The sequence below is a fragment of the Enterocloster bolteae genome (assembly GCF_002234575.2).
Taxonomy (GTDB): Bacteria; Bacillota; Clostridia; order Lachnospirales; family Lachnospiraceae; genus Enterocloster; species Enterocloster bolteae.
This window is the reverse complement of the sequence record NZ_CP022464.2, coordinates 3,825,639-3,849,206: the sequence shown is the minus strand read 5'-3', so window position 1 is coordinate 3,849,206 and position 23,568 is coordinate 3,825,639. Positions and strand designations below refer to the sequence as shown.

General features: G+C 52.0%; 15 protein-coding genes. 13 read left to right on the top strand and 2 right to left on the bottom strand.

What is annotated here, in order from left to right; all coding sequences use genetic code 11:
* The first annotated feature begins 2 nt into the window (after positions 1-2).
* From CGC65_RS17985 to CGC65_RS17965, 5 genes are all read left to right on the top strand, one after another.
* Positions 3-749, top strand: coding sequence for a hypothetical protein (locus CGC65_RS17985; RefSeq protein ID WP_002564768.1), 747 nt, complete (start codon positions 3-5; stop codon positions 747-749).
* A gap of 185 nt (positions 750-934) precedes the next feature.
* Positions 935-2,959, top strand: coding sequence for a molecular chaperone HtpG (htpG, locus tag CGC65_RS17980; protein WP_002564767.1), 2,025 nt, complete (start codon positions 935-937; stop codon positions 2,957-2,959).
* 156 nt (positions 2,960-3,115) lie between these two features.
* Positions 3,116-4,528, top strand: a complete 1,413-nt coding sequence (locus CGC65_RS17975; RefSeq protein ID WP_002564766.1) for a PspC-like choline-binding domain-containing protein — start codon at positions 3,116-3,118, stop codon at positions 4,526-4,528.
* Positions 4,529-4,911: 383 nt separating this feature from the next.
* Entirely contained in the window at positions 4,912-5,772 is an 861-nt protein-coding gene (locus CGC65_RS17970) for a DegV family protein (protein WP_002564765.1), read from the top strand.
* Positions 5,773-5,792: 20 nt separating this feature from the next.
* Positions 5,793-7,100, top strand: coding sequence for a CapA family protein (locus tag CGC65_RS17965; RefSeq protein ID WP_002564764.1), 1,308 nt, complete (start codon positions 5,793-5,795; stop codon positions 7,098-7,100).
* On the opposite strand, the gene mnmL is transcribed toward CGC65_RS17965, so the two are convergent.
* Positions 7,037-8,038, bottom strand: coding sequence for a tRNA modification radical SAM protein MnmL/YtqA (mnmL, locus tag CGC65_RS17960; RefSeq protein WP_002564763.1), 1,002 nt, complete (start codon positions 8,036-8,038; stop codon positions 7,037-7,039). The genes CGC65_RS17965 and mnmL overlap by 64 nt on opposite strands.
* Before the next feature lie 177 nt (positions 8,039-8,215).
* On the opposite strand from mnmL, the gene CGC65_RS17955 reads away from it, so the two are divergent.
* Positions 8,216-9,508: a galactokinase gene (locus tag CGC65_RS17955; protein ID WP_002564762.1), complete on the top strand. Its 1,293-nt coding sequence runs from the start codon at positions 8,216-8,218 to the stop codon at positions 9,506-9,508.
* Positions 9,509-9,677: 169 nt separating this feature from the next.
* Positions 9,678-10,424, top strand: a complete 747-nt coding sequence (locus CGC65_RS17950) for an SIR2 family NAD-dependent protein deacylase (protein ID WP_002564761.1) — start codon at positions 9,678-9,680, stop codon at positions 10,422-10,424.
* Between the two features lie 104 nt (positions 10,425-10,528).
* On the opposite strand, the gene CGC65_RS17945 is transcribed toward CGC65_RS17950, so the two are convergent.
* Entirely contained in the window at positions 10,529-11,986 is a 1,458-nt protein-coding gene (locus tag CGC65_RS17945) for a nicotinate phosphoribosyltransferase (RefSeq protein WP_002564760.1), read from the bottom strand.
* Between the two features lie 561 nt (positions 11,987-12,547).
* Between CGC65_RS17945 and ileS the strand changes: the two genes are divergently transcribed.
* The 6 genes from ileS (at position 12,548) to CGC65_RS17915 (ending at position 23,568) form a co-directional block, all read left to right on the top strand.
* Complete coding sequence (gene ileS / locus CGC65_RS17940; protein ID WP_002564758.1) at positions 12,548-15,682, top strand: isoleucine--tRNA ligase; 3,135 nt, start codon at positions 12,548-12,550, stop codon at positions 15,680-15,682.
* Between the two features lie 117 nt (positions 15,683-15,799).
* Positions 15,800-18,253, top strand: a complete 2,454-nt coding sequence (locus tag CGC65_RS17935) for a glycogen/starch/alpha-glucan phosphorylase (RefSeq protein WP_002564757.1) — start codon at positions 15,800-15,802, stop codon at positions 18,251-18,253.
* A 74-nt stretch (positions 18,254-18,327) separates the two neighbouring features.
* Complete coding sequence (metF, locus tag CGC65_RS17930) at positions 18,328-19,185, top strand: methylenetetrahydrofolate reductase [NAD(P)H] (protein ID WP_002564756.1); 858 nt, start codon at positions 18,328-18,330, stop codon at positions 19,183-19,185.
* Between the two features lie 158 nt (positions 19,186-19,343).
* The gene (locus tag CGC65_RS17925) at positions 19,344-19,994 is read left to right on the top strand and encodes a vitamin B12 dependent-methionine synthase activation domain-containing protein (RefSeq protein ID WP_002564755.1); all 651 of its coding nucleotides are present in this window, start codon (positions 19,344-19,346) and stop codon (positions 19,992-19,994) included.
* Positions 19,995-20,052: 58 nt separating this feature from the next.
* Positions 20,053-21,087 carry a threonine aldolase family protein gene (locus tag CGC65_RS17920; protein WP_002564754.1) on the top strand — a complete coding sequence of 345 codons (1,035 nt, stop codon included), beginning with the start codon at positions 20,053-20,055 and terminating at the stop codon, positions 21,085-21,087.
* Positions 21,088-21,108: 21 nt separating this feature from the next.
* The gene (locus CGC65_RS17915) at positions 21,109-23,568 is read left to right on the top strand and encodes a homocysteine S-methyltransferase family protein (RefSeq protein WP_002564753.1); all 2,460 of its coding nucleotides are present in this window, start codon (positions 21,109-21,111) and stop codon (positions 23,566-23,568) included.

The following is a 23,568-nucleotide window of genomic DNA, read 5'->3' as shown; positions in this document are numbered from 1 at the left end:
TCATGGGACTGTTTGGATTTGACCCGGTAAAAGAGGCCGGCGGCTGGGAAGCTGCCATGACTGAGGAAGAAATTGCTGAGATGGAGAAAAAGGGATATGATATGTCCTCTGTCCGAGGCAGGCAGACGGAGATGGCCGCGCAGGAGGAGGCGGACAAGGCCGCATTTGCGGACCGGCGGAAAGCTGCCGCCGTCCCTACGGATTTGAATAAGCTGACACCTTACCGCTCCACACCCCGCAGTGCGGAAAGCAGCTTTTTTCGGGATGTGGCCGGAAAGGCGCCCCTCTTTGGCAGGGAGAAGTGGCGGGAGAAGTATGCCAACGCCCCCATGGTCTACGGTGCGGTGGTACAGGCCAACAGCGACCTTTGGCTCCCCGGTACAGGAGAATATCTTCCTGCGGTTTTTGTATTTGCCCTGGACAGCCCCCATATTTACGATGTGGAATGGCTGAGGGACACGGCGGAGAAAATCAGTGAGATGAAAGCAAGCAGCGCCGTACCCGCCGACTGTCAGGAGTTCATCCACATCCTGCGGGACGATCAGAGCGAGTTCTGCTTTCCGCTGGGGGCTTCTCTGGCTGACGGCGCAGACGCATGGTGCGTCACCTTTAAATTCGACAAGCAGGCGATCCTGCCGGGAAACCGTCTGCCGGAGGATGGGATTGTGCCGTTTTTGCTGGAAGCGCGGCCGAAAAAGCAGATGCCCATTCAGCTTACACCAATTCCCGGAAAATATTATCAAGCATGATAGCTGAGAAAGAGCTTCGGACCGCCATGAATCCTTCCATTCAAAGACTGGATTATTAGCACTCAACAAAAATGAGTGCTAATTTTTTATTGACATTTTATTCGTCTCGTACTAAAATGTATTTTGTGAGTAAACATTGCAAAACATGAAGAACTATTATTATATAAGAAAGAGGCGGATAAAAGATGGCAAAGAAAGGCAGTTTATCAATTACAAGCGAGAACATTTTCCCAGTAATCAAGAAATGGCTGTACTCTGACCATGACATTTTCTACAGGGAGCTGATTAGCAATGGCAGCGATGCCATTACCAAGCTTAAGAAACTGGAGCTCATGGGCGAGTACGAGAGACCGGAGGATTTGGAGTACAAAATCCAGGTGTCCGTGAATCCAAATGACAAGACCATAAAGATCACAGACAATGGACTTGGCATGACCGAGGACGAGATTGACAAGTATATTAACCAGATTGCATTTTCCGGCGTCCAGGATTTCATGGAGAAGTACAAGGACAAAGCCAATGAGGACCAGATTATCGGTCATTTCGGACTGGGCTTCTATTCTGCGTTTATGGTTTCCGACAAGGTATCCATTGACTCCCTGTCCTACCAGAAGGATGCCAAACCAGTCCACTGGGAATCAGAGGGCGGCATTGACTTTGAGATGGAGGAAGGGGATAAGGCTGAGGTGGGAACCACCATCACCTTATATCTGAACGAGGACAGCACCGAGTTCTGCAACGAGTACAGGGCCAGGGAAGTGATTGAGAAGTACTGTGCATTCATGCCTGTGGATATCTTTCTGGACAATGAGACAGCGGAGCCACAGTATGAGACCATTGAGAAGGACGAGCTGACCGACAAGGATACCGTGGTGGAGACCGTAATCGAGCCTGCCAGAACCGAGGAGAAGGAAAAGGAAGACGGTACCAAGGAAACCGTGGAAATCGAACCTTCCAGGGAAAAATATAAAATCAACAAGCGCCCTGTGGCCTTAAACGACACCAATCCTCTGTGGAACAAGCATCCCAATGAGTGCAGCGAGGAAGATTATAAGAGCTTCTACCGCAAGGTGTTCAGGGATTACAAGGAGCCGCTGTTCTGGATACACCTGAACATGGATTATCCATTTAATTTAAAGGGCATCCTGTACTTCCCGAAAATCAATATGGAGTATGACAGCCTGGAGGGAACCATCAAGCTGTACAACAGCCAGGTGTTCATTGCAGATAATATAAAGGAAGTGATCCCGGAGTTCCTGATGCTTTTAAAGGGTGTCATCGACTGTCCGGATCTGCCTCTTAACGTGTCCAGAAGCGCTCTGCAAAATGATGGATTTGTGAAGAAGATATCCGATTACATCACAAAGAAGGTAGCGGACAAGCTGTCGGGCATGTGCAAGACAGACAGGGAAAATTATGAGAAATATTGGGACGACATTGCACCCTTTATCAAGTTCGGATATATCAAGGATGAGAAGTTTGCCGAAAAGATGGGAGATTTCATCCTGTACAAGAACCTGGAGGGCAAATACCTGACCCTTCAGGACTGCCTGGATGAGAACAAGGAAAAGCATGAGAATACCATTTTCTATGTGACCAATGAAAAGGAACAGAGCCAGTACATCAACATGTTTAAGGAAGAGGGCATTGACGCGGTGATTATGCCTGCTGCCATAGACAGCCCGTTTATCTCACATGTGGAGCAGAAGAAGGAAGGCCTTAAGTTCCTGCGCATTGATACGGACCTTAACGCGGCGTTCAAGGAAGAAGTAAAGGAAGACGATGAGGAGTTCAAGAAAACATCCGAGGAGCTGACGGAATACTTCAAAAAAGCCCTGAACAATGACAAGCTGGACATCAAGGTTGAGAAGATGAAGAATGCGGGAGTGGCTTCCATGATTACCATATCCGAGGACACAAGACGTATGCAGGATATGATGAAGATGTACAGCATGGGCGGTATGGATATGGGCATGTTCGGGGGTACGGGAGAGACTCTGGTGCTCAATGCCAACCATCCTCTTGTGCAGTATGTACTGGGTCATAAGGAAGATGCCAATACATCCAAGATCTGCGAGCAGCTGTATGACCTGGCAAGCTTAAGCCACGGCCCTCTGGCTCCGGAGCGCATGACAGCATTTGTAAGCCGCAGCAATGAAATCATGATGATTATGGCCGGCGAAAAAACAGATTCTGAAAAAACAGAGTAATCCTGCATAACACACGGTATTATAACAAGAACCATTACAAAAGTATGGGAACTGGTTGCAAGAGGGAACTTTTGAAACCAGTTCCTATTTGCGTTGCACGGGCATTCTAAATCGGTTATACTGGAAATATCTTATAGTAGGAAGGAGAGGGGTTGTATGAGAGGTAAACGTTTTACGGCAGTGCTGCTTAGCGCAGTACTGACTGCGGCAGGCGCGATGACTGCCTGGGCGCTTCCCACGGGGCTCAGCACCATCGCGGGCAGTACGGTGAGAAGCAGCATGGCTGGATTTGAGGCCACATTTCCGGCAGGTTTTGAGGTGGGAAGGTATGGAGGTAACCTGGGATTAGATTATCTGTCCTATATGGAAGAGGACGGGGTGAAGATTGATTTCATTGCCGCTGCCATTGATGAGGAGAATGAAAGCTATCTTGCCATGGCCGGCATAGTGGCAGACCTGGAAGGCGAGAGCCTGGAGGGAGTCATGCAGGAGATGCTTCAGATGCTGGGCCAGGATGCATCCTATGGTTCCTATGTAGCCATGGGAACGGCCGGCATAGCAGGAGCTGGCTATTACTCTGTTAAGATTAATTACGGAGCCCTGATGGCGCAGTATATGTCTGCCTGGATGGGAAGTTATGACATGACCCCGGAGGAAAAGCAGGAATATGACGCCTACATGGAAGAACTGTCCAACCGTATGTTCCTGGATGTCTACATGAGGGAGATTGGCGGAAACTGCTACATGCTGGTCCAGATCTATTCCGGTGACCAGGCAGGAAACGCAGCCCTGCTTTTAAGCCAGATGCAGCCATACGCAGGAGGCGGCTGGAGCTATACGGAGGCAGGCGGATGGCAATATCTCCACGGGGACGGTACCTTCGGCACCAATGAATGGGCCTTGGACGAGAACGGCCTTACATACCGTCTGGACGGCAACGGCCAAATCATGTACAAAGCGTGGATTGAAGAAAACGGAAGGTGGAAATATGTGGATGAATTCGGCCACATGGTAACAAACCTGACCAAGACCATAGACGGCAGCCAATATACCTTTGACGCCCAGGGCTACATGGTAGAAGGAAGCCAGCGGCCGGCCCAGGCCTATGAAACAGGTACCATATCGGGAAAGACCTACAGCAACCGCTGGGCCAATCTGTTTATGAAGTTCCCTGAGGCAGCAGAACTGATGCTGGGCGATGGAAGCTATTACAGCTATCCCTTGGAGGCTGGTGAGAATATGTACTACTGGTACGACGGAGGAACCGGCTACCTGCTTACCATAGACTACACCGATTCCACCCAGCAGCTGGACCGCTACCTGGAATGGCTCATTGATTATGCGGGCTATTATGATTACACAGTTGACAGCACAGGTACCGTAAACATGGGCGGCTACGAATACAAGTATATAAAGACCTCCGGCCAGAACAGCGACGGCACCACGGAGCATGAGGACACCTACTTCCGCCAGATAGACGGCAAACTTATGGAAATCTCCATCGAATACACCGGCGACCGTCAAGCCACCATTGACCAGATTTTATCAGCCATAGAGCAGGCCCGCTGAGAAGCCGGAATGATATAAAAAACCGGAATGAAATTTCACACAGACAATAACATTAATAATCACACCAGCATCAGCCGTATTTTTTACCTCCCCATTTAATCCTTATGAATGGGAGCAGGCGGGGCAGGAGAGGCATGGGTATCTGCGGGGTAAGAAGGTCGAAAGCCTTCTTACCCCGCAGCCGTCCAATCATCCCCAGCCGCCCGTTTCCACCAACGGGGCTATCACCCCATCCGGTCCTTCTTCCAAAAAATCAGTCCAAAAAATCTCCATAAAACTGGAAACATATAAGCATTGCATTTTACCATCCATACTGTTATAATAAGTAGTAATGAATACTACATGTGAAAAGACATGGATAAGAAAAACCGGAGGACATAATTATGACCTATAAGATTATCGGGGATAGTTGTCTTGATTTAACAGAGGATATGAAGAAGGATCCCAGATTTCAGATGATTCCGCTGACACTGCAGGTAGGCAGTGCCCAGGTGGTGGATGATGAGACATTTGACCAGAAACGGTTTATAGAGATGGTAAAGGCGTGTCCGGAATGCCCAAAGACAGCGTGTCCGTCACCGGAGACCTTTAAGGCTGCATTTGAGGAGGCGGAAGCGGAAGCAGTATTTGTCATCACTCTGTCCAGCCACCTCAGCGGAAGTTATAATTCGGCGGCAGTGGCAAAGAAGCTGTATGAGGAGGAGATGGCGGAAAAAGGTATGGCGGAGCAGGCCAAGAAGGTGGCTGTTATTGACTCGCTTTCCGCATCCTCAGGGGAGTTGAATATTGCCCTCTTTATCCAAAACCTGTGCGATTCCGGACTGGAATTTGATGAGGTGGTGGAGAAAACCCTGGCATACAGGGACGGCATGAATACTTACTTTGTGCTGGAGAGCCTGGATACACTCCGCAAGAACGGGCGTCTGTCGGGCCTGCAGGCTTTTTTTGCCACAGCCCTCAACATTAAGCCTGTTATGGGCGCGGATACAGGAACCATCATCAAGCTGGACCAGGCCAGGGGAATGAACAAGGCCCTTCAGAGAATGTGCGATATTGCGGTAAAGGAAGTGGCGGACGCGGCCAGTAAGATTGCGGTTGTCTGCCATGTGAATAACCCTGAGCGGGCTGAATACGTAAAGGATGAGCTGGCTAAGAGGGTGGGATTCAAGAAGATTGTGGTTACCAACGCGGCAGGCGTGGCCACTGTATATGCCAATGATGGAGGGATTGTACTGGCAGTCTGATGTCCGCCAGGAGAGGTTTTATGAAGAGAACAGGATGTATTGTGGCAGCAGCCTTATTATTAGGGCTGCTGCTGGCCGGTATTACGGGATATTTAATATGGCACTCAGCACAGGACAAATATGTCAGGGCTGAGATGGTAGGTGTCTCGGGAGGCACCGGCGTGGCTGGCGTGGAGGCGCCGGAACCGGAGGAAGGGGACGGGGCAGAAACAGGCGCCGCCGCAGATTCGGACGGCGCCCAAGGAACAGACGGCCTGCAAGGAATGGACGGCGCCCAAGGAACAGACGGCCCGGATGCAGCGGATGGCGGTTTATCCGCCCATTCAGACAATGCTGAAGCACAGGGGCCCGGAACAGGAACATCGGATGAGGACTCTCCGCTAAAACTTGTATTTGCAGGGGATATCCTTCTCTCAGACCACGTGCTGGGCGCATACCGGAAAGCAGGCAATATAGGCGGAGTGGTGGACAGCGGATTCCGCCAGGTGATTGACGGCAGCGATATCTTTATGGCAAATGAAGAATTCCCCTTCAGCCGCCGCGGAACAGCTGCTGCTGATAAGCAGTTTACCTTCCGGCTGCCGCCTGAACATGTATCCATGTTTCAGGAGCTGGGAATAGATATCGTGACCCTGGCCAACAATCACGCTCTGGATTTCGGTACAGATGCCCTGCTGGATACATGCAGCACCCTGGATGATGCCGGAATCCTGAGGGTGGGAGCCGGAGCCAATCTGGAGGAAGCCAAAAAGCCGGTATTCATGGAGGCAAAGGGCCGCAGAATCGGGTTCCTGGGCGCGTCCAGGGTCATACCGGAGGGTTCCTGGAACGCCACTTCCAAGGGACCGGGCATGCTCACCACCTATGATCCGTCCTTGCTGTTGGAGGAGATCAAAAAGGCCAGGGAAGTCTGCGATTACCTTGTGGTATATGTGCACTGGGGAATTGAACGTGACGAGCGGCCCCAGGAGTACCAGAGGACCCTGGGACAGCAGTATATAGACGCGGGAGCCGACCTTGTGATAGGCAGCCATCCCCATGTACTGCAGGGGCTGGAATATTATAAGGGCAAGCCCATCGTGTACAGCCTGGGTAATTTTGTGTTCGGCAGCAGCATTCCGAAAACAGCCCTGCTGACCGTGGAATGGGACGGGGAGGACGCGCTGCTGCGGCTGGTGCCGGGCACATCCTCTGGAGGATATACCAGGATGCTGGAGGATGAAGGAGAAAAGGCGGGTTTCTACCAGTATATCACATCCATTTCCTATGGCGTGACGGTTGGGGAGGATGGAATTGCGGCGCCGGTGGAGGAAAGAGCGGCAGAGTAGGAGGAATCCGGGACATACCTTTTTCCCTGCCAGGTGTTCCTCTCCTTGAAACGGCGGTGCAGGGTGTTTAATACCAGCCGTTTGTTGCCGCTCCACAGAGGGGCCAGGAGAAGGGATTTTGGACCGTCCCCTGTCAGGCGGTGAATGGTCAGTTCAGGGGGAAGGATTTCCACACAGTCTATGACAAAATCAATGTATTCCTCCATTGTGAACATGGGAAAGGGATTGGTGCGGCAGTAATCTGCCAGGCCGGTCCCTTTTAAAATGTGGAGAAGCTGGAGCTTGATTCCATCTATGGGGCTTTGGGCCAGATAATGTACGGTTTCCGCCATCATGAGCCTGGTCTCGCCGGGCAGGCCCAATATGACATGGACAATGACGGTCAGGCCAGCTGCCTTAAGGCGTCTGAGGGCGTCCTCAAACACAGGAAGTCCGTAACCACGGCGGATAAAGGCGGCGGTGGAATCATGGATGGTCTGGAGGCCCAGCTCCACCCATACCGGTTTCACACGGTTTAAATCCTTTAACAGGCCGATAACCTCAGGCTCCAGACAGTCCGGCCTGGTGCCGATGGACAGGGCTGCGACGGCAGGATGGGAGACTGCTTCCCCAAACAATTGCTTCAGATAGGGCAGGGGAGCGTACGTATTGGTGTAGGACTGGAAATAGGCAATATAAGAACCCTGTGAGCCGTCAGGCATCTTTCTCTTTACCTGAGCCATGGCCTGCTCGATCTGCCGGGAGACAGCCGTCTGTCTGGAAGCGGCAAAATCACCAGAGCCGCCTTGGCTGCAAAAGATACAGCCCCCTGTTCCCAGAGTGCCGTCCCGGTTGGGACAGCTCATGCCTCCGTCCAGGGACAGCTTATAGATTTTCCGGCCGAACTGCTGCCTCAGCTCATAGTCCAGGGAGTGATATGGTTTTCCGTTCCATTCCATTGTAAATACCTGCTTTCTTACATGATACTGTTTTAAGAGATTATAACAGCAAAGCATGTCCGGTGTCATCTTTATTTAAAAAAACGTATAAAGACAGGAGAATATTGTATTGTTGTTTTTGTGCCATGTGTGATAAACTGAATTCAGAAGTTTCAGAAAAGATAGGAGAGGTAAGTCATGAAGGTAAACGAGACAGTAAAACTGCTGGAGAGCGGCGCCGCCAGGACTCTTATGGCGCAGCTCTACGGGGAAGACGGGGTAGAGGCCAATGTAAAGCGCTATGAGGATTTGCTGGCCGGGTATGAGAAGATGTTTGGCGGGGAAGGGGATGTGAAGCTGTTTTCCTCACCCGGCAGAACGGAAATCAGCGGCAATCATACAGATCACAACCACGGCAAGGTGCTGGCAGGCAGCATTAATCTGGACTGTGTGGGGGCGGCCGGAACGAATGAATCCAATCAGGTACATATTGTCAGCGAGACATATAACCAGGATTTTACCATTGATCTGAACCATCTGGAGCCCAGTGAGAAAAAGGCGGGAACCGTGGACCTGGTAAAGGGACTTCTCCAGGGATTTAAGGATTCCGGCTACCGTGTGGGCGGATTCAACGCGTATATCACCAGCAATGTCATAAGCGCGGCAGGGGTCAGCTCATCAGCTTCCTTTGAGATGCTGCTGTGCTCCATGCTCAACACATTTTTTAATGAAGGCCGTATGAGCACCGTGGCATACGCCCATATCGGCAAGTTCGCGGAAAACAACTACTGGGACAAGGCGTCCGGCCTGCTGGACCAGATGGCATGTGCTGTGGGCGGCCTTATCACCATTGATTTTATGGAGCCGCTGGTACCTAAGGTGGAAAAGATAGACTTTGACTTTGGTTCCCAGGACCACAGCCTGATAATTGTACAGACCGGCAAGGGCCATGCTGACCTGAGCGCGGATTATTCCTCGGTTCCCGCGGAGATGAAAAAGGTGGCCAGGTATTTTGGAAAAGAGGTATTGTCCCAGATTTCCGAGGAACAGGTGATAGACAACCTGGCAGAGGTACGGCAGTTTGCCGGGGATCGATCCGTGCTGCGCGCACTGCATTTCTTTGAGGAAAATAAAAGGGTGGAGGCAGAGGTCCTTGCCCTTAAGGAGAACCGTTTTAAGGATTTCTTAAACAATATAACGGCATCCGGCAATTCCTCATGGAAATGGCTCCAGAACTGCTTTACCAACAGCGATTACCAGGAGCAGGGAATCACGGTTACCCTGGCGCTTACGGAGCTGTTCATTGCAGAAAAGCAGAAGGGGGCCTGCAGGGTCCACGGAGGAGGCTTTGCCGGCGTTATCATGGCAGTGCTGCCCAATGAACTTGTGGACGAATTCATACACTATATTGAAAAATGCACAGGAGAGGGAAGCGCTTACCGAATGAGCATCCGCCCATACGGAGCCATCTGCTTTAATGACCTGATTTAGCCGCGTACTGCTTTTTTCGACATAAAACGCCGTGATTTACGGGGCTCACGCTTACAGTTCCCGCGGATTCCTGTGGTAAGGCGGGGGGATTTGCGGTATAATGATGTCAGAGTATGCGGGTATCAGACATGCTCTGGAGCAATCAGAACAAGAGGAGGACTGAGCGGGTATGATTGGCGAAAAAACATTGGAACTCCTGAAGCAGGTATTGGCTGAAAGCAGCTATACGGTTGCCATCTGCGGTTCCGGGATGATGGAAGAGGGAGGCATTCTGGGACTTAAACAGGAAGGACGGGCTTATGAGATTGAACAGAAATATTCGGAATCACCGGAGGAGCTGTTTCACATTTCCTGTCTGTCCAGAAGGCCGGAACGATTCTATGAATTTTACCGCGAGGAGATACTGAAAAAGATTCCTGACATGACTCCGTCTGTCAGGGCGCTGGCCAGGATGGAGGAAGATGACAAGCTTCAGTGTATTGTTACCACCAATATTTTCGATTTGCCGGAACAGGTGGGCTGCCGGAATGTGATTTACCTTCACGGAAGCATATACAAAAACAGGTGCCCCCACTGCGGCAGGCTGTATTCCATGGAAGAGATCAGGGATTCCAGACATGTTCCTCATTGTAAGAACTGCAAAACCATGATACGTCCCGGAACCTCTCTCTACGGGGAGATGGTGGACAGCAGCATCATGAGCCGTACCACGGAGGAGATAGCCAGGGCCGACGTGCTCCTGGTGCTGGGAACCAGTCTGCGGTCAGAGGTATACAGCAACTACATACGGTACTTCCAGGGCAGGAAGATGGTAATTATCCACCGTATACCCAGGCCCCTGGATGAGAAAGCCGATATGGTCATATACGACCTTCCCCAGAATGTCCTTCCCCTTCTGGTGGATGGCGGGATTTAAGGGAGCCGGAAATACCTTCCGGGAACATTGGCAGCTGAGTGGGATAAGATGGGAAATTAGTAAAGGCCGGAGATGGTTCCGGCCTTTTGCACGTCTAAGTCTGTTTATTTTCTGTGGAAGGAATCCAGCAGCTGGTTCTTTGTGTGCCACAGCTCATTGGACAGGTCCACATGGACTGTGTGGGGGTTGATGAGACGCTTGGACTCATCCCACAGGGTATCCAGCTCTTTTTTACAGTAGGCCTGGATATCCATTACCTTCGGAGACTGGTACACGCACCTGCCGTCCAGGAAAATGGGGATCATCAGTTCCCGCATGGTATAGCTGTCTGGCGCCAGCATGGTCTTTTTCCATGTCTCTAAGGGGTCGAAGAGAAGGAGGGAATTGCGGGTGTCGAATTCCTCGCCCACCAGACAAATCAAATCTGCTATGATTTTGCCGGTGGCCTTATCATAAATCCTCTGTATGGTCTTGTTGCCCGGGTTGGTGATTTTCTCCGCGTTTTCGGACAGCTTGATTTTCGGCATAAACTGGCCTGTGGCCTTGTCCATTACAGCAGCCAGTTTGTATACGCCTCCGAAGGACGGACAGTCTTTGGCTGTAATCAGGTTGGTGCCCACTCCCCAGGAATTGATGGTGGATCCCTGCATTTTCAGGGAGTTGATCAGGTTCTCGTCCAGGTCGTTGGAGGCGGAGATCACTGCGTCCGGGAATCCGGCCTCGTTGAGCATCTTTTTGGCCTTTTTGGACAGGTAGGCCAAATCACCGCTGTCCAGACGGATGCCGTAGAAGGTAAGAGGAATACCGGCTTCTCTCATCTCCTTAAATACCTGGATGGCGTTGGGAACGCCGGAACCTAAGGTATCATAGGTATCCACCAGCAGAATGCAGGCGGAAGGATAGAGCTTGGCATAGGTGCGGAAGGCGGTCAGCTCGTCGGGAAAGCTCATAATCCAGCTGTGGGCATGGGTTCCCTTTACCGGGACATCGAACATTTTTCCGCAGAGTACATTGGAGGTGCCGATGCATCCGGCTATCATGGCTGCCCTTGCTCCGTAGGTGCCGGCATCCGGTCCCTGGGCCCTGCGCAGTCCGAATTCCATGACGCCGTCTCCCTTGGCCGCGTAGACGATGCGCTCTGTCTTGGTGGCAATGAGGCTCTGGTGATTGATGATATTGAGCAGCGCTGTCTCGATGAGCTGGGCCTGCATAATGGGGGCAATGACCTTGACAAGGGGTTCCCTGGGGAAAACCACGGTACCCTCCGGAATGGCGTAAATATTGCCTGTAAAGCGGAATTCATTGAGATAGCTCAGAAAGTCCTCCTCAAACATATCCAGGCTTCTCAGGTATTCAATGTCGCTGTCATCAAAATGCAGGTCCTCAATGTACTCAATGACCTGCTGCAATCCGGCACAGATGGCAAAGCCGTTGCCGTGGGGATTGGTCCTGTAAAACATGTCGAATACAACGGTTTCGTTGGCGTCCTTTTCTTTGAAATACCCCTGCATCATGGTTAGCTCATACAGGTCTGTGAGTAAGGTAAGATTTCTCTGCTCCATATAGGTTCCTCCCTGGGCGCAGCCGGTGTGCTGTACGCAGGGTATGCGGTGCGGCAGGATTTTGACGGCTGTGCAGTAATATTGGTTAGTAGTATAACACATATTCTGGAAAAGGCAAACGAAATGATAAAAATTTAACAATCAAAGGCGGAACAACTGATATGTCAAAATAAACGAAAATCAGATACACGGTTGACATTTTACGCATGCATTATTATAATAAAGAAGTTAAATGAAAAAGGCATAGATGGAGACAGTAGGCCTGCAGGAACGCCTCAGAGAGCCGGAGATGGTGGAAACCGGTGCAAGTAATGCAGAACTGAAGATCACTCCGGAGCTGTCCGGCTGAAGGGATGCGTCAGCAGCGCATGATAGGCCGGGACGCGTTTCCCGCGTTAAGGGAACTCATATGATGGTATGCAGTAATAGGTGGTTAAACGAAGCGGTTTATGGCTTTCGTCCTGTTCGGGACGGAAGCCTTTTTTGCTTCATGGAAGGATATACAATCTTTTTCACATACCAGAATAGAAATCTATCATGAATGGAACGGAGGAAGACGTTATGTATGACAAAGTCCCCACAGACCTTAAGTTTGTGGAACGGGAAAAAGAAGTGGAGAAGTTCTGGGAAGCAGAGCACATCTTTGAGAAAAGCATTAAAATGAGGGAGGGCTGCAAGCCCTATGTATTCTATGACGGACCGCCAACTGCCAACGGCAAGCCTCATATCGGCCATGTGGAGACCCGTGTAATCAAGGATATGATTCCCAGATACCGGGCCATGAAGGGGTATATGGTGCCGAGAAAGGCCGGATGGGACACCCACGGCCTGCCTGTGGAGCTGGAAGTTGAGAAGAAGCTGGGACTGGACGGCAAGGAGCAGATTGAGCAGTATGGTCTGGAGCCGTTTATCAAAGAATGTAAGGAAAGCGTCTGGAAGTACAAGGGCATGTGGGAGGATTTCTCCAACACCGTTGGCTTCTGGGCTGATATGGACAATCCTTATGTAACCTATGACAACAGCTTTATCGAGTCTGAGTGGTGGGCTCTTAAGCAGATTTGGGACAAGGGTCTTTTGTACAAGGGCTTTAAGGTGGTTCCCTACTGCCCGCGCTGCGGCACCCCGCTGTCCTCCCATGAGGTGGCCCAGGGTTATAAGGATGTAAAGGAGCGTTCCGCCATTGCCCGCTTTAAGGCCAAGGGAGAAGACGCATATATCCTGGCATGGACCACTACGCCGTGGACCCTTCCCAGCAACCTGGCCCTGTGTGTGAACCCCAAGGAAGACTATGTAAAAGTAAAGACAGGCGACGGCTACACCTACTATATCGCTCAGGCCCTGGCAGATACCGTGCTGGGTGAAGACTATGAGGTGCTGGAAACTTACAAGGGCAAGGACCTGGAGTTCAAGGAATATGAGCCCCTCTATGACTGCTCCGTGCCCCTGTGCGAGAAGCAGCACAAGAAAGCCTACTATGTGGTCTGTGCTGACTATGTAACACTGACAGACGGTACCGGCATCGTACACATTGCACCTGCCTTTGGTGAGGATGATGCCAACGTTGGCCGCAAGTACGACCTTCCCTTTGTGCAGCTGGTGGACGCCAAGGGCGATATGACGGCGGATACGCCTTTTGCAGGCACCTTTGTGAAGGATGCGGACCCCATGGTGTTAAAGGATCTGGAGTCCAGAGGGCTGCTTTTCTCAGCCCCCAGCTTCGAGCACAGTTATCCCCACTGCTGGCGCTGCGGAACCCCTCTCATTTACTATGCAAGGGAGTCCTGGTTCATCAAAATGACTGCTGTGAAGGATGACCTGATCCGCAACAACAATACCATTAACTGGGTTCCGGATTCCATCGGCAAGGGCCGCTTCGGGGACTGGCTGGAGAATATTCAGGACTGGGGTATTTCCAGAAACCGTTACTGGGGCACCCCGCTCAATATCTGGGAGTGCGAGTGCGGACACCAGCATTCCATCGGAAGCATCGAGGAATTAAAGAGCTTATCCGACAACTGCCCTGATGAAATCGAGCTTCACCGCCCATATATTGACGCTGTAAACATCAAGTGCCCCAAGTGCAATAAGCCCATGAAGCGTGTGCCTGAGGTGATTGACTGCTGGTTTGATTCCGGAGCCATGCCCTTTGCGCAGCACCATTATCCCTTTGAGAACAAGGAACTGTTCGAGTCGCAGTTCCCGGCCCAGTTTATCTCCGAGGCAGTGGACCAGACCAGAGGATGGTTCTATTCCCTCCTTGCTGAGTCCACCCTGCTGTTCAACAAGGCGCCTTATGAAAATGTAGTTGTCATGGGGCTTGTGCTGGATGAGAACGGACAGAAGATGAGCAAGTCCAAGGGCAATGCAGTGGATCCCTTTGATACCCTGGCAGCCCACGGCGCAGACGCCATCCGCTGGTTCTTCTACACCTGCAGCGCTCCCTGGATTCCAAAGCGCTACCAGGATAAGGCAGTGACCGAGGGACAGCGCAAGTTTATGGGTACCCTTTGGAACACCTATGCTTTCTGGGTGCTGTATGCCAATATTGACAATTTTGATCCCACCAGATATACCCTGGAATACGACAAGCTTCCGGTCATGGACCGCTGGATGCTGTCCAAGATGAATTCCATGGTAAAGACAGTGGATAACAGCCTGATGAATTACCAGATTCCTGAGGCGGCCAGATCCCTCCAGGAGTTCGTGGATGACTTAAGCAACTGGTATGTGCGCAGAAGCCGTGAGCGCTTCTGGGCAAAGGGAATGGAGCAGGATAAGATTAATGCCTTCATGACCCTGTACACGGCCCTTGTGACCGTGGCAAAGGCGGCTGCTCCCATGATTCCGTTTATGACAGAGCAGATTTACCAGAATATCGTGAGAAAGGTGGACGGGAACGCGCCTGAAAGTGTACACCTGTGCGATTTCCCGGAGGTGAATGAGTCCTGGATTGATGCGGAGCTGGAATCCGACATGGATGAAGTGCTGAAGGTGGTTGTCATGGGACGTGCGGCCAGGAATGCGGCCAATATCAAGAACCGCCAGCCCATTGCCCGGATGTATGTGAAGGCCGACCATGAGCTGTCAAGGTTCTACGTGCAGATTATTGAGGAAGAACTGAATGTGAAGCAGGTGATTTTCTCCGATGATGTAAGGGAATTTACCTCCTATACCTTCAAGCCTCAGTTAAAGACCGTGGGACCAAAGTACGGCAAGCTGTTAAACCGGATTCGCCAGACTCTGACCGATATCGACGGCAGCGCTGCCATGGATACCCTGAATGAGAAGGGACAGCTTACCTTTGACTATGACGGCCAGGAAGTGGTGCTGACAAAGGACGACCTGCTGATCGATGTTTCCCAGAAGGACGGCTATGTGACAGAGGAAGACAACTATGTGACCGTTGTTCTGGATACCAACCTGACTCCTGAACTGATTGAGGAAGGCTTTGTGAGAGAACTCATAAGCAAGATTCAGACCATGCGCAAGGAGGCCGGATTTGAGGTCATGGACCACATCAGCGTATTCCAGGATGGAAATGACCGGATTGCAGAACTGATTAAGGCCCATGCGGACGAGATCAAAACAGAGGTCATGGCGGACCATATCAGCATCGGCGCCATGTCCGGCTTTGTTAAAGAGTGGAACATTAACGGCGAAAATGTAATGCTCGGTGTTGAAAAGACCATGAAATAATGGTAAGATTGTGAGGCGGGGCCCATAAAACCCCGCCCCGTCTGATAATTTGGGAATGATTTACATACAATAGTTCTGTAAATAGAAGAGGAACTTAAAGCAGGAGGATAATGGCCGATGAATAAAGGATTTGATAAGGAAACGTTCAAGCGCAGTGTGGTGGACAACGTAAAGAACATGTTCCGAAGGACCATTGATGAGGCGACTCCCCAGCAGGTATTTCAGGCAGTGGCCTATGCTGTGAAGGATGTTATCATTGACGAGTGGATTGCCACTCACAAGGAATATGAGAAAAAGGACGTTAAGACAGTATACTACCTGTCCATGGAGTTCCTCATGGGCCGTGCTCTGGGCAATAATATCATCAATATCTGCGCCAGGGATGAGATTAAGGAAGCCCTGGATGAGATGGGCTTTGATTTAAATGTGATTGAGGACCAGGAGCCGGACGCAGCCCTGGGAAACGGCGGCCTGGGACGTCTGGCGGCCTGTTTCCTGGATTCGCTGGCAACCCTGGGATATCCGGCATATGGCTGCGGCATCCGTTACCGCTACGGCATGTTCAAGCAGAAGATTGAGAACGGTTACCAGGTGGAGGTGCCGGATAACTGGTTAAAGGACGGCAACCCCTTTGAGATCCGCAGGCCGGAGTATGCTTCCGAGATTAAATTCGGAGGTTATGTGCGCATTGAGAACCAGGGCGGAGTGAACCATTTCGTACAGGACGGATACCAGTCTGTCCGCGCGGTGCCCTATGACCTGCCGATTATCGGATACGGCAACAATGTGGTGAATACCCTGCGTATCTGGGATGCAGAACCCATCAACACCTTTAATTTGGATTCCTTTGACAGGGGAGATTACCAGAAGGCAGTGGAGCAGGAGAATCTGGCCAAAACCATTGTGGAGGTCCTTTACCCCAATGACAACCACTACGCAGGCAAGGAACTGCGCCTGAAGCAGCAGTATTTCTTTATTTCCGCCAGCGTACAGAGGGCGGTTAAAAAGTATAAAGAAAAGCACGATGACATCAGAAAATTCTATGAAAAAGTAGTGTTCCAGCTGAACGACACCCACCCGACGGTTGCCATCCCTGAATTGATGCGGATTCTTCTGGACGAGGAGGGACTTACATGGGATGAGGCGTGGGAGGTAACCACCAGGACCTGCGCTTATACAAACCACACCATCATGTCAGAGGCGCTGGAGAAGTGGCCCATTGAGCTGTTCTCACGGCTTCTGCCCAGAATTTACCAGATTGTGGAGGAAATCAACCGCAGGTTCCAGAACCAGATTCAGACCATGTATCCGGGCAACCAGGAGAAGCTGCGCAAAATGTCCATTATTTACGACGGACAGGTGAAGATGGCTTACATGGCGATTGCAGCCAGCTTTTCCGTCAACGGCGTTGCCAGGCTTCACACAGAAATCCTTAAGCACCAGGAGTTAAAAGACTTCTATGAGATGATGCCGGAGAAGTTCAACAACAAGACAAACGGCATAACCCAGAGACGGTTCCTGCTTCACGGCAATCCGCTGCTGGCAGACTGGGTCACCTCCAAAATTGGCGATGAGTGGATTACCGACCTTCCCCACATCAAGAAGCTGGAACTCTTTGCAGGGGATGAGAAGTGCCAGTTTGAGTTTATGAACATCAAGTACCAGAATAAGCTGCGCCTTGCCAGATATATAAAGGAGAATAACGGCATTGACGTGGACCCGCGCTCTATTTTCGACGTGCAGGTCAAGAGGCTTCATGAGTATAAGCGCCAGCTGATGAACATTCTCCATGTGATGTATCTGTACAACCAGCTGAAGGATAATCCTGATATGGATATGATTCCCAGGACCTTTATCTTCGGCGCAAAGGCAGCTGCAGGCTATAAGCGGGCTAAGTTGACCATCAAGCTCATCAACTCAGTGGCGGATGTCATCAACAATGACAAGTCCATTAACGGCAAGATTAAGGTGGTGTTCATCGAGGATTACCGTGTATCCAATGCAGAGCTTATATTTGCGGCGGCTGATGTCAGCGAGCAGATATCCACGGCCAGCAAGGAGGCTTCCGGCACCAGCAACATGAAGTTTATGCTCAACGGGGCCCTTACCCTGGGAACCATGGACGGAGCCAATGTGGAAATCGTGGAGGAAGTGGGAGCGGACAATGCATTTATTTTCGGCATGTCCTCCGACGAGGTTATTAACTACGAGAACAACGGCGGCTATTACCCCATGGATATCTTTAACAATGACCAGGAAATCCGCCGTGTGCTCATGCAGCTGATTAACGGATACTATGCACCGGATAACCCAGAGCTGTTCAGGGATATCTATAACTCTCTCTTAAATACCAAGAGCAGCGACAGGGCTGATACCTACTTTATCCTCAAGGACTTCCGTTCCTATGCCGAGGCGCACCAGAGGGTGGATAAGGCTTACAGGGACCAGGCGTGGTGGGCTAAGGCAGCCATCCTTAACACGGCCAACTGCGGAAAGTTCACATCTGACCGTACCATTGAGGAGTATGTGAAGGATATCTGGCATCTGAAGAAAGTGACCGTAGAAATGTAAATGCTTGCTCCGGCAATCCTGATTATTGGGGTGCCGGAGCTTTTTTGGATGACGCATGAGGAAGGGAAACAGAAATGAAAATACGCGACATACTGGCAGAAGGAAAGCCCACCCTCTCCTTTGAGGTGTTCCCCCCAAAGACAGAGGATGCATATGATTCCGTGGAGAAGGCAGCCGCGGAGATTGCAAAATTAAAGCCCTCGTTTATGAGTGTTACATACGGGGCAGGAGGGGGAACCAGCGAATATACGGTTGGAATCGCCTCCGCCATCAAGGAGGAATATGGAGTGACGCCCCTGGCTCATCTCACCTGTGTTTCATCCACCAGGGAAAAGGTGCACCATGTGCTGGGTGAGTTAAGGGAGCGCGGCATTGAAAATGTACTGGCCCTGCGCGGGGATATCCCCCAGGATGGCAGCACGCCAAAGGAATACCACTATGCTTCAGAACTGATACGGGAAATCAAAAAGGCAGGTGATTTCTGCATCGGGGCAGCATGTTACCCGGAGGGCCATGTGGAATCAGCCAACAAGTCTGTGGACATAGATTACCTGAAGCAGAAGGTGGAGGCCGGATGCGATTTTGTCACCACCCAGATGTTTTTTGACAACAGCATTCTTTACAGCTATCTGTACCGCATCCGTGAAAAGGGAATCCAGGTGCCTGTGATTGCCGGCATCATGCCTGTGACAAACGCAAAGCAGATACGGAGGATTACCCAGATGTCGGGGACCTACCTGCCATCCAGGTTCATGTCCATTGTGGACCGGTTCGGGGACAATCCCGCGGCCATGAAGCAGGCCGGAATAGCCTATGCCACGGACCAGATCATTGACCTGATTGCCAACGGAGTCAACGGTATCCATGTGTATTCCATGAATAAGCCGGATGTGGCCATGAAGATAAAAGAAAACCTGTCGGAGATTTTATAGGGCTGAATGCAACACTGGAAAAAAACTCATGAGAAAAAACTCACGAGAAAAAACCTCATGACTATATCCGAGAGAATAAAACTTAGAAGAACGAATACCAGAAGAACGAATGTCGGGAAAACGAATATCAGAAGAACGAACATCGGGAGAAAAGACATATGGACATACAGGACGTAGACAGGAGGGAGGTCCTCCGCTATCTGGGGTACAGGGGTCAGGAGGCTGACGGGGCAGTGGCGGCCATGGTGGAGCAGTCCATGGCGGAATTATGGGAAGCTGCCACACCCAGGCATCTGTACCGGGAATATCCCTTGTCACTGGGAGAGGATTACAGAATTGACGGGGGATGTTTCAACGCCAGGAGCAGGAACCTGTGGGGGAATCTGAAGGACTGCGATCAGATTATTGTGTTTGCGGCCACCCTTGGCTGCGGGGCCGACCATCTGATTCAGAAGTACAGCCGTCTCCAGATGAGCAGGGCCGTGGTCATGCAGGCAGCGGCAGCGGCCATGATTGAGGAGTACTGCGACCAGGTGTGTACCGTGATAAAGTCGGAATATGAGGCAAAAGGCCGTTATCTGCGCCCCAGGTTCAGCCCCGGTTACGGAGACTTTCCGCTGGAATGCCAGGGTATGCTGTTAGAGGCCCTGGAGGCCGGAAAACGCATCGGCATCAAGCTGACGGACAGTCTTCTCATGATGCCCTCCAAATCAGTTTCAGCGGTCATGGGAGCCAGCAGGAAACCTTACCGCTGCGATGTAAAAGGCTGTGAAGCCTGTGCCAAGACGGACTGCCCCTACCGGAGGTGACAGGGAAAAGCCCTTTAAGGCGGCGGCATAAAAATAAAATAAAAAGGGGAATTATATTATGATTCGTTTTAATTGTGATTACAGCGAAGGCGCCCATGAGCGCATACTTAAGAAACTGGCTGAGACTAATCTGGAGCAGACGCCCGGATACGGGGAGGACCATTACTGCGCAGAGGCCGCAGGCATCATCCGCAGCCTATGCGGACGGGAAGATGCAGCGGTCCATTTCCTGGTGGGAGGAACCCAGGCCAATCTGACGGTCATAGCATCTGCCCTGCGTTCCCATCAGGGGGCGGTGGGGGCTGTGACGGCCCACATCAATGTACATGAGACAGGCTCCATAGAGGCCACCGGACACAAGGTGCTGGCCCTGCCCTCTGAGGACGGCAAGATTACGGCAGAGCAGGTGGAGGAGCTGTACCAGGCCCATATCCGGGACGAGAGCTTTGAGCACACGGTGCAGCCAAAGATGGTATATATCTCCAACCCCACGGAGCTGGGCACTATTTACACCAGGGCTGAGATGGAGAACCTGTATGGGGTGTGCAGGAAGTACGGCCTGTACCTGTTTGTGGACGGCGCCCGTCTGGCATACGGCCTGGCGGCGGAGGGGAATGACCTGGACCTTAAGTCCCTGGCAGCTTCCTGCGACGTATTCTACATCGGAGGAACCAAGGTGGGGGCTCTTTTCGGGGAGGCCGTGGTTATATTGAACGATGAGCTGAAGGCGGATTTCCGCTACCATATCAAGCAGCGGGGCGGTATGCTGGCCAAGGGCCGCCTTCTGGGCATACAGTTTGGAGAGCTTTTGCGGGACGGCCTGTATTTTGAGCTGGGAGCCCATGCGGACAGGCTGGCAGACAAGATACGCTGCGCCTGTGTCAAAAAGGGATATCCCTTCCTGGTGGAAAACACCACAAACCAGGTATTTCCCATCATGCCGGATGCCCTTTTGGAGTCGTGGAAGGATAAGTACAGTTACACCAACCAGGGAAGGGTGGATGAAAGCCATACGGCTATCCGCCTCTGCACCAGCTGGATTACCAGCGGGGAGCAGGTGGACATCCTGGTAAACGACATTTTGAACAGTTAAGAGGACTTGCGGAGAATGATGATGACAATATTAGAAGAGATGAAGGTACGCCGCCTGTTCTGCGACGGCGGAATGGGAAGCCTGCTCCAGGCCCAGGGCCTGAAACCGGGAGAGCTTCCGGAAACGTGGAACCTGACCCGCCGGGATGTGCTTATATCCATACACCGGTCCTATCTGGAGGCCGGCGCAGACATCATGACCACCAATACATTTGGCGCCAACAGGCTTAAATTTAAAGATGATTTGGAGTCCATCGTGACAGCCGCAGTGGAAAATGCCAGAACCGCGGTCAGGGAAGCAGGACACGGATACGTGGCCCTGGATCTGGGACCTACGGGGCGCCTGTTAAAACCTTTGGGGGATTTGGATTTCGAGGATGCGGTGAAGCTTTATAAAGAGGTGGTATCCATTGGCGCCAGGGCGGGAGCGGACCTGGTTCTTATAGAGACCATGAGCGACAGCTATGAGCTGAAGGCCGCGGTGCTGGCTGCCAGGGAGGCGGGATTCAGGCCGGATACAGGGGAACGCCTGCCTGTGTTCGCAACCGTTATATTTGATGAAAAGGGAAAGCTTCTGACCGGCGGAAACGTGGAGTCCACCGTGGCCCTGTTAGAGGGACTGAGGGTGGATGCCCTGGGAATCAACTGCGGTCTGGGACCTGTGCAGATGAAGGGTATCCTGGAGGAAATTCTGAGGGTGTCCTCCCTTCCCGTGCTGGTAAACCCCAATGCAGGCCTTCCCAGAAGCGAGAACGGGAAGACGGTGTACGACATAGACGCTGAGGGCTTTGCCCTTGTCATGGAGGAAATCGCGGCCATGGGCGCTGTGGTGGTGGGAGGGTGCTGCGGCACCACCCCGGAGCATATACGCCTGATGACACAGCGGTGTAAGGACATGCCTGTGGTGTGGCCCGAGAAAAAACACCGCACTGTGGTGTCCTCCTATGCAAAGGCAGTGACCGCCGGCCGTAAGACAATCATTATCGGGGAGCGCATAAACCCCACCGGCAAGTCCAAGTTCAAGCAGGCCCTGCGGGACCACAACCTGGAATATATCCTGAAGGAGGGGGTCAGCCAGCAGGACAACGGGGCGGATGTGCTGGATGTGAACGTGGGACTTCCTGAAATCCATGAGCCGTCCATGATGGAGGAGGCTGTGAGGGAGCTTCAGGCCATCATCGACCTGCCTCTTCAAATCGACACCTCGGACATGGAAGCCATGGAGCGCGCCATGCGTATATACAACGGAAAACCGTTGATTAACTCTGTCAACGGCAAGGAAGAGTCCATGAGCCGCATATTTCCGCTGATGGCAAAATACGGCGGAGTGGCGGTGGGACTCTGCCTGGATGAGTCCGGCATTCCCGATACGGCAGATGGACGTCTGGCCGTGGGCAGGAAAATCATAGAACGGGCAGCGGTGTACGGAATCGGGCCGGAGGATATCATTCTGGACGGACTCTGCATGACGGTCAGTTCCGACAGCAAAGGGGCCCTTACCACCCTGGAGACCCTGCGGCGCATCCGGGATGAGCTGGGAGTGGGAACCGTGCTGGGGGTATCCAACATATCCTTCGGACTGCCCCAGAGGGAAATCATCAATGCCGCATTCTTTACCATGGCCATGGAATGCGGGCTGGGAGCTGCCATCATAAACCCTAACTCCGAGGCCATGATGCGGGCTTACTACAGCTTTAACGCGCTTATGGACCGGGATCCCCAGTGCGGCCAGTATATCAGCGTGTACAGCGGGCAGAGCGCGGGCCTGGGCCAGACCATTGGAAAGAGCGGCAGCCAGAACGGGATAAAGGCAGACAATCATTTTGGTTCAGGAGAGGATCAAGGAGGAGGAAGCCAGGGGCCGGCTCTGACAGCAGCCATTGAGAGAGGCCTGAAAGAAGCCGCCCACAACGCGGTGACGGAACTGTTAAAGGAGAGGGAGCCGCTGGATATTATCAACAGTGAGATGATACCGGCCCTGGACCGTGTGGGAAAAGGGTTTGAGAAGGGAACCGTGTTCCTGCCCCAGCTTCTTATGAGCGCGGAGGCCGCCAAGGCTGCGTTTGAGGTCATCAAGGCAGCTATGGATGGAAGCGGACAGGCCCAGGAAAAGAAAGGCACCATCATCCTGGCAACGGTGAAAGGCGACATCCATGATATCGGCAAGAACATCGTGAAGGTTTTGCTGGAAAATTACAGTTATGAGGTCATCGACCTGGGAAGGGACGTGCCGTCGGAGGTCATTGTAAAGGAGGCCGTGGAACGGCAGGTTGCCCTGGTGGGCCTGAGCGCCCTCATGACCACCACTGTGCCCAGCATGGAGGAAACCATCCGCCAGCTAAGGGCTGCATCCGTCACTGTCAAGGTGATGGTGGGAGGCGCTGTGCTGACGGAGGATTATGCCAGGACCATAGGCGCTGACGCCTATTGCAGGGATGCTATGGCATCGGTAAATTATGCGGAGCAGGTATTCGGCGCTTAG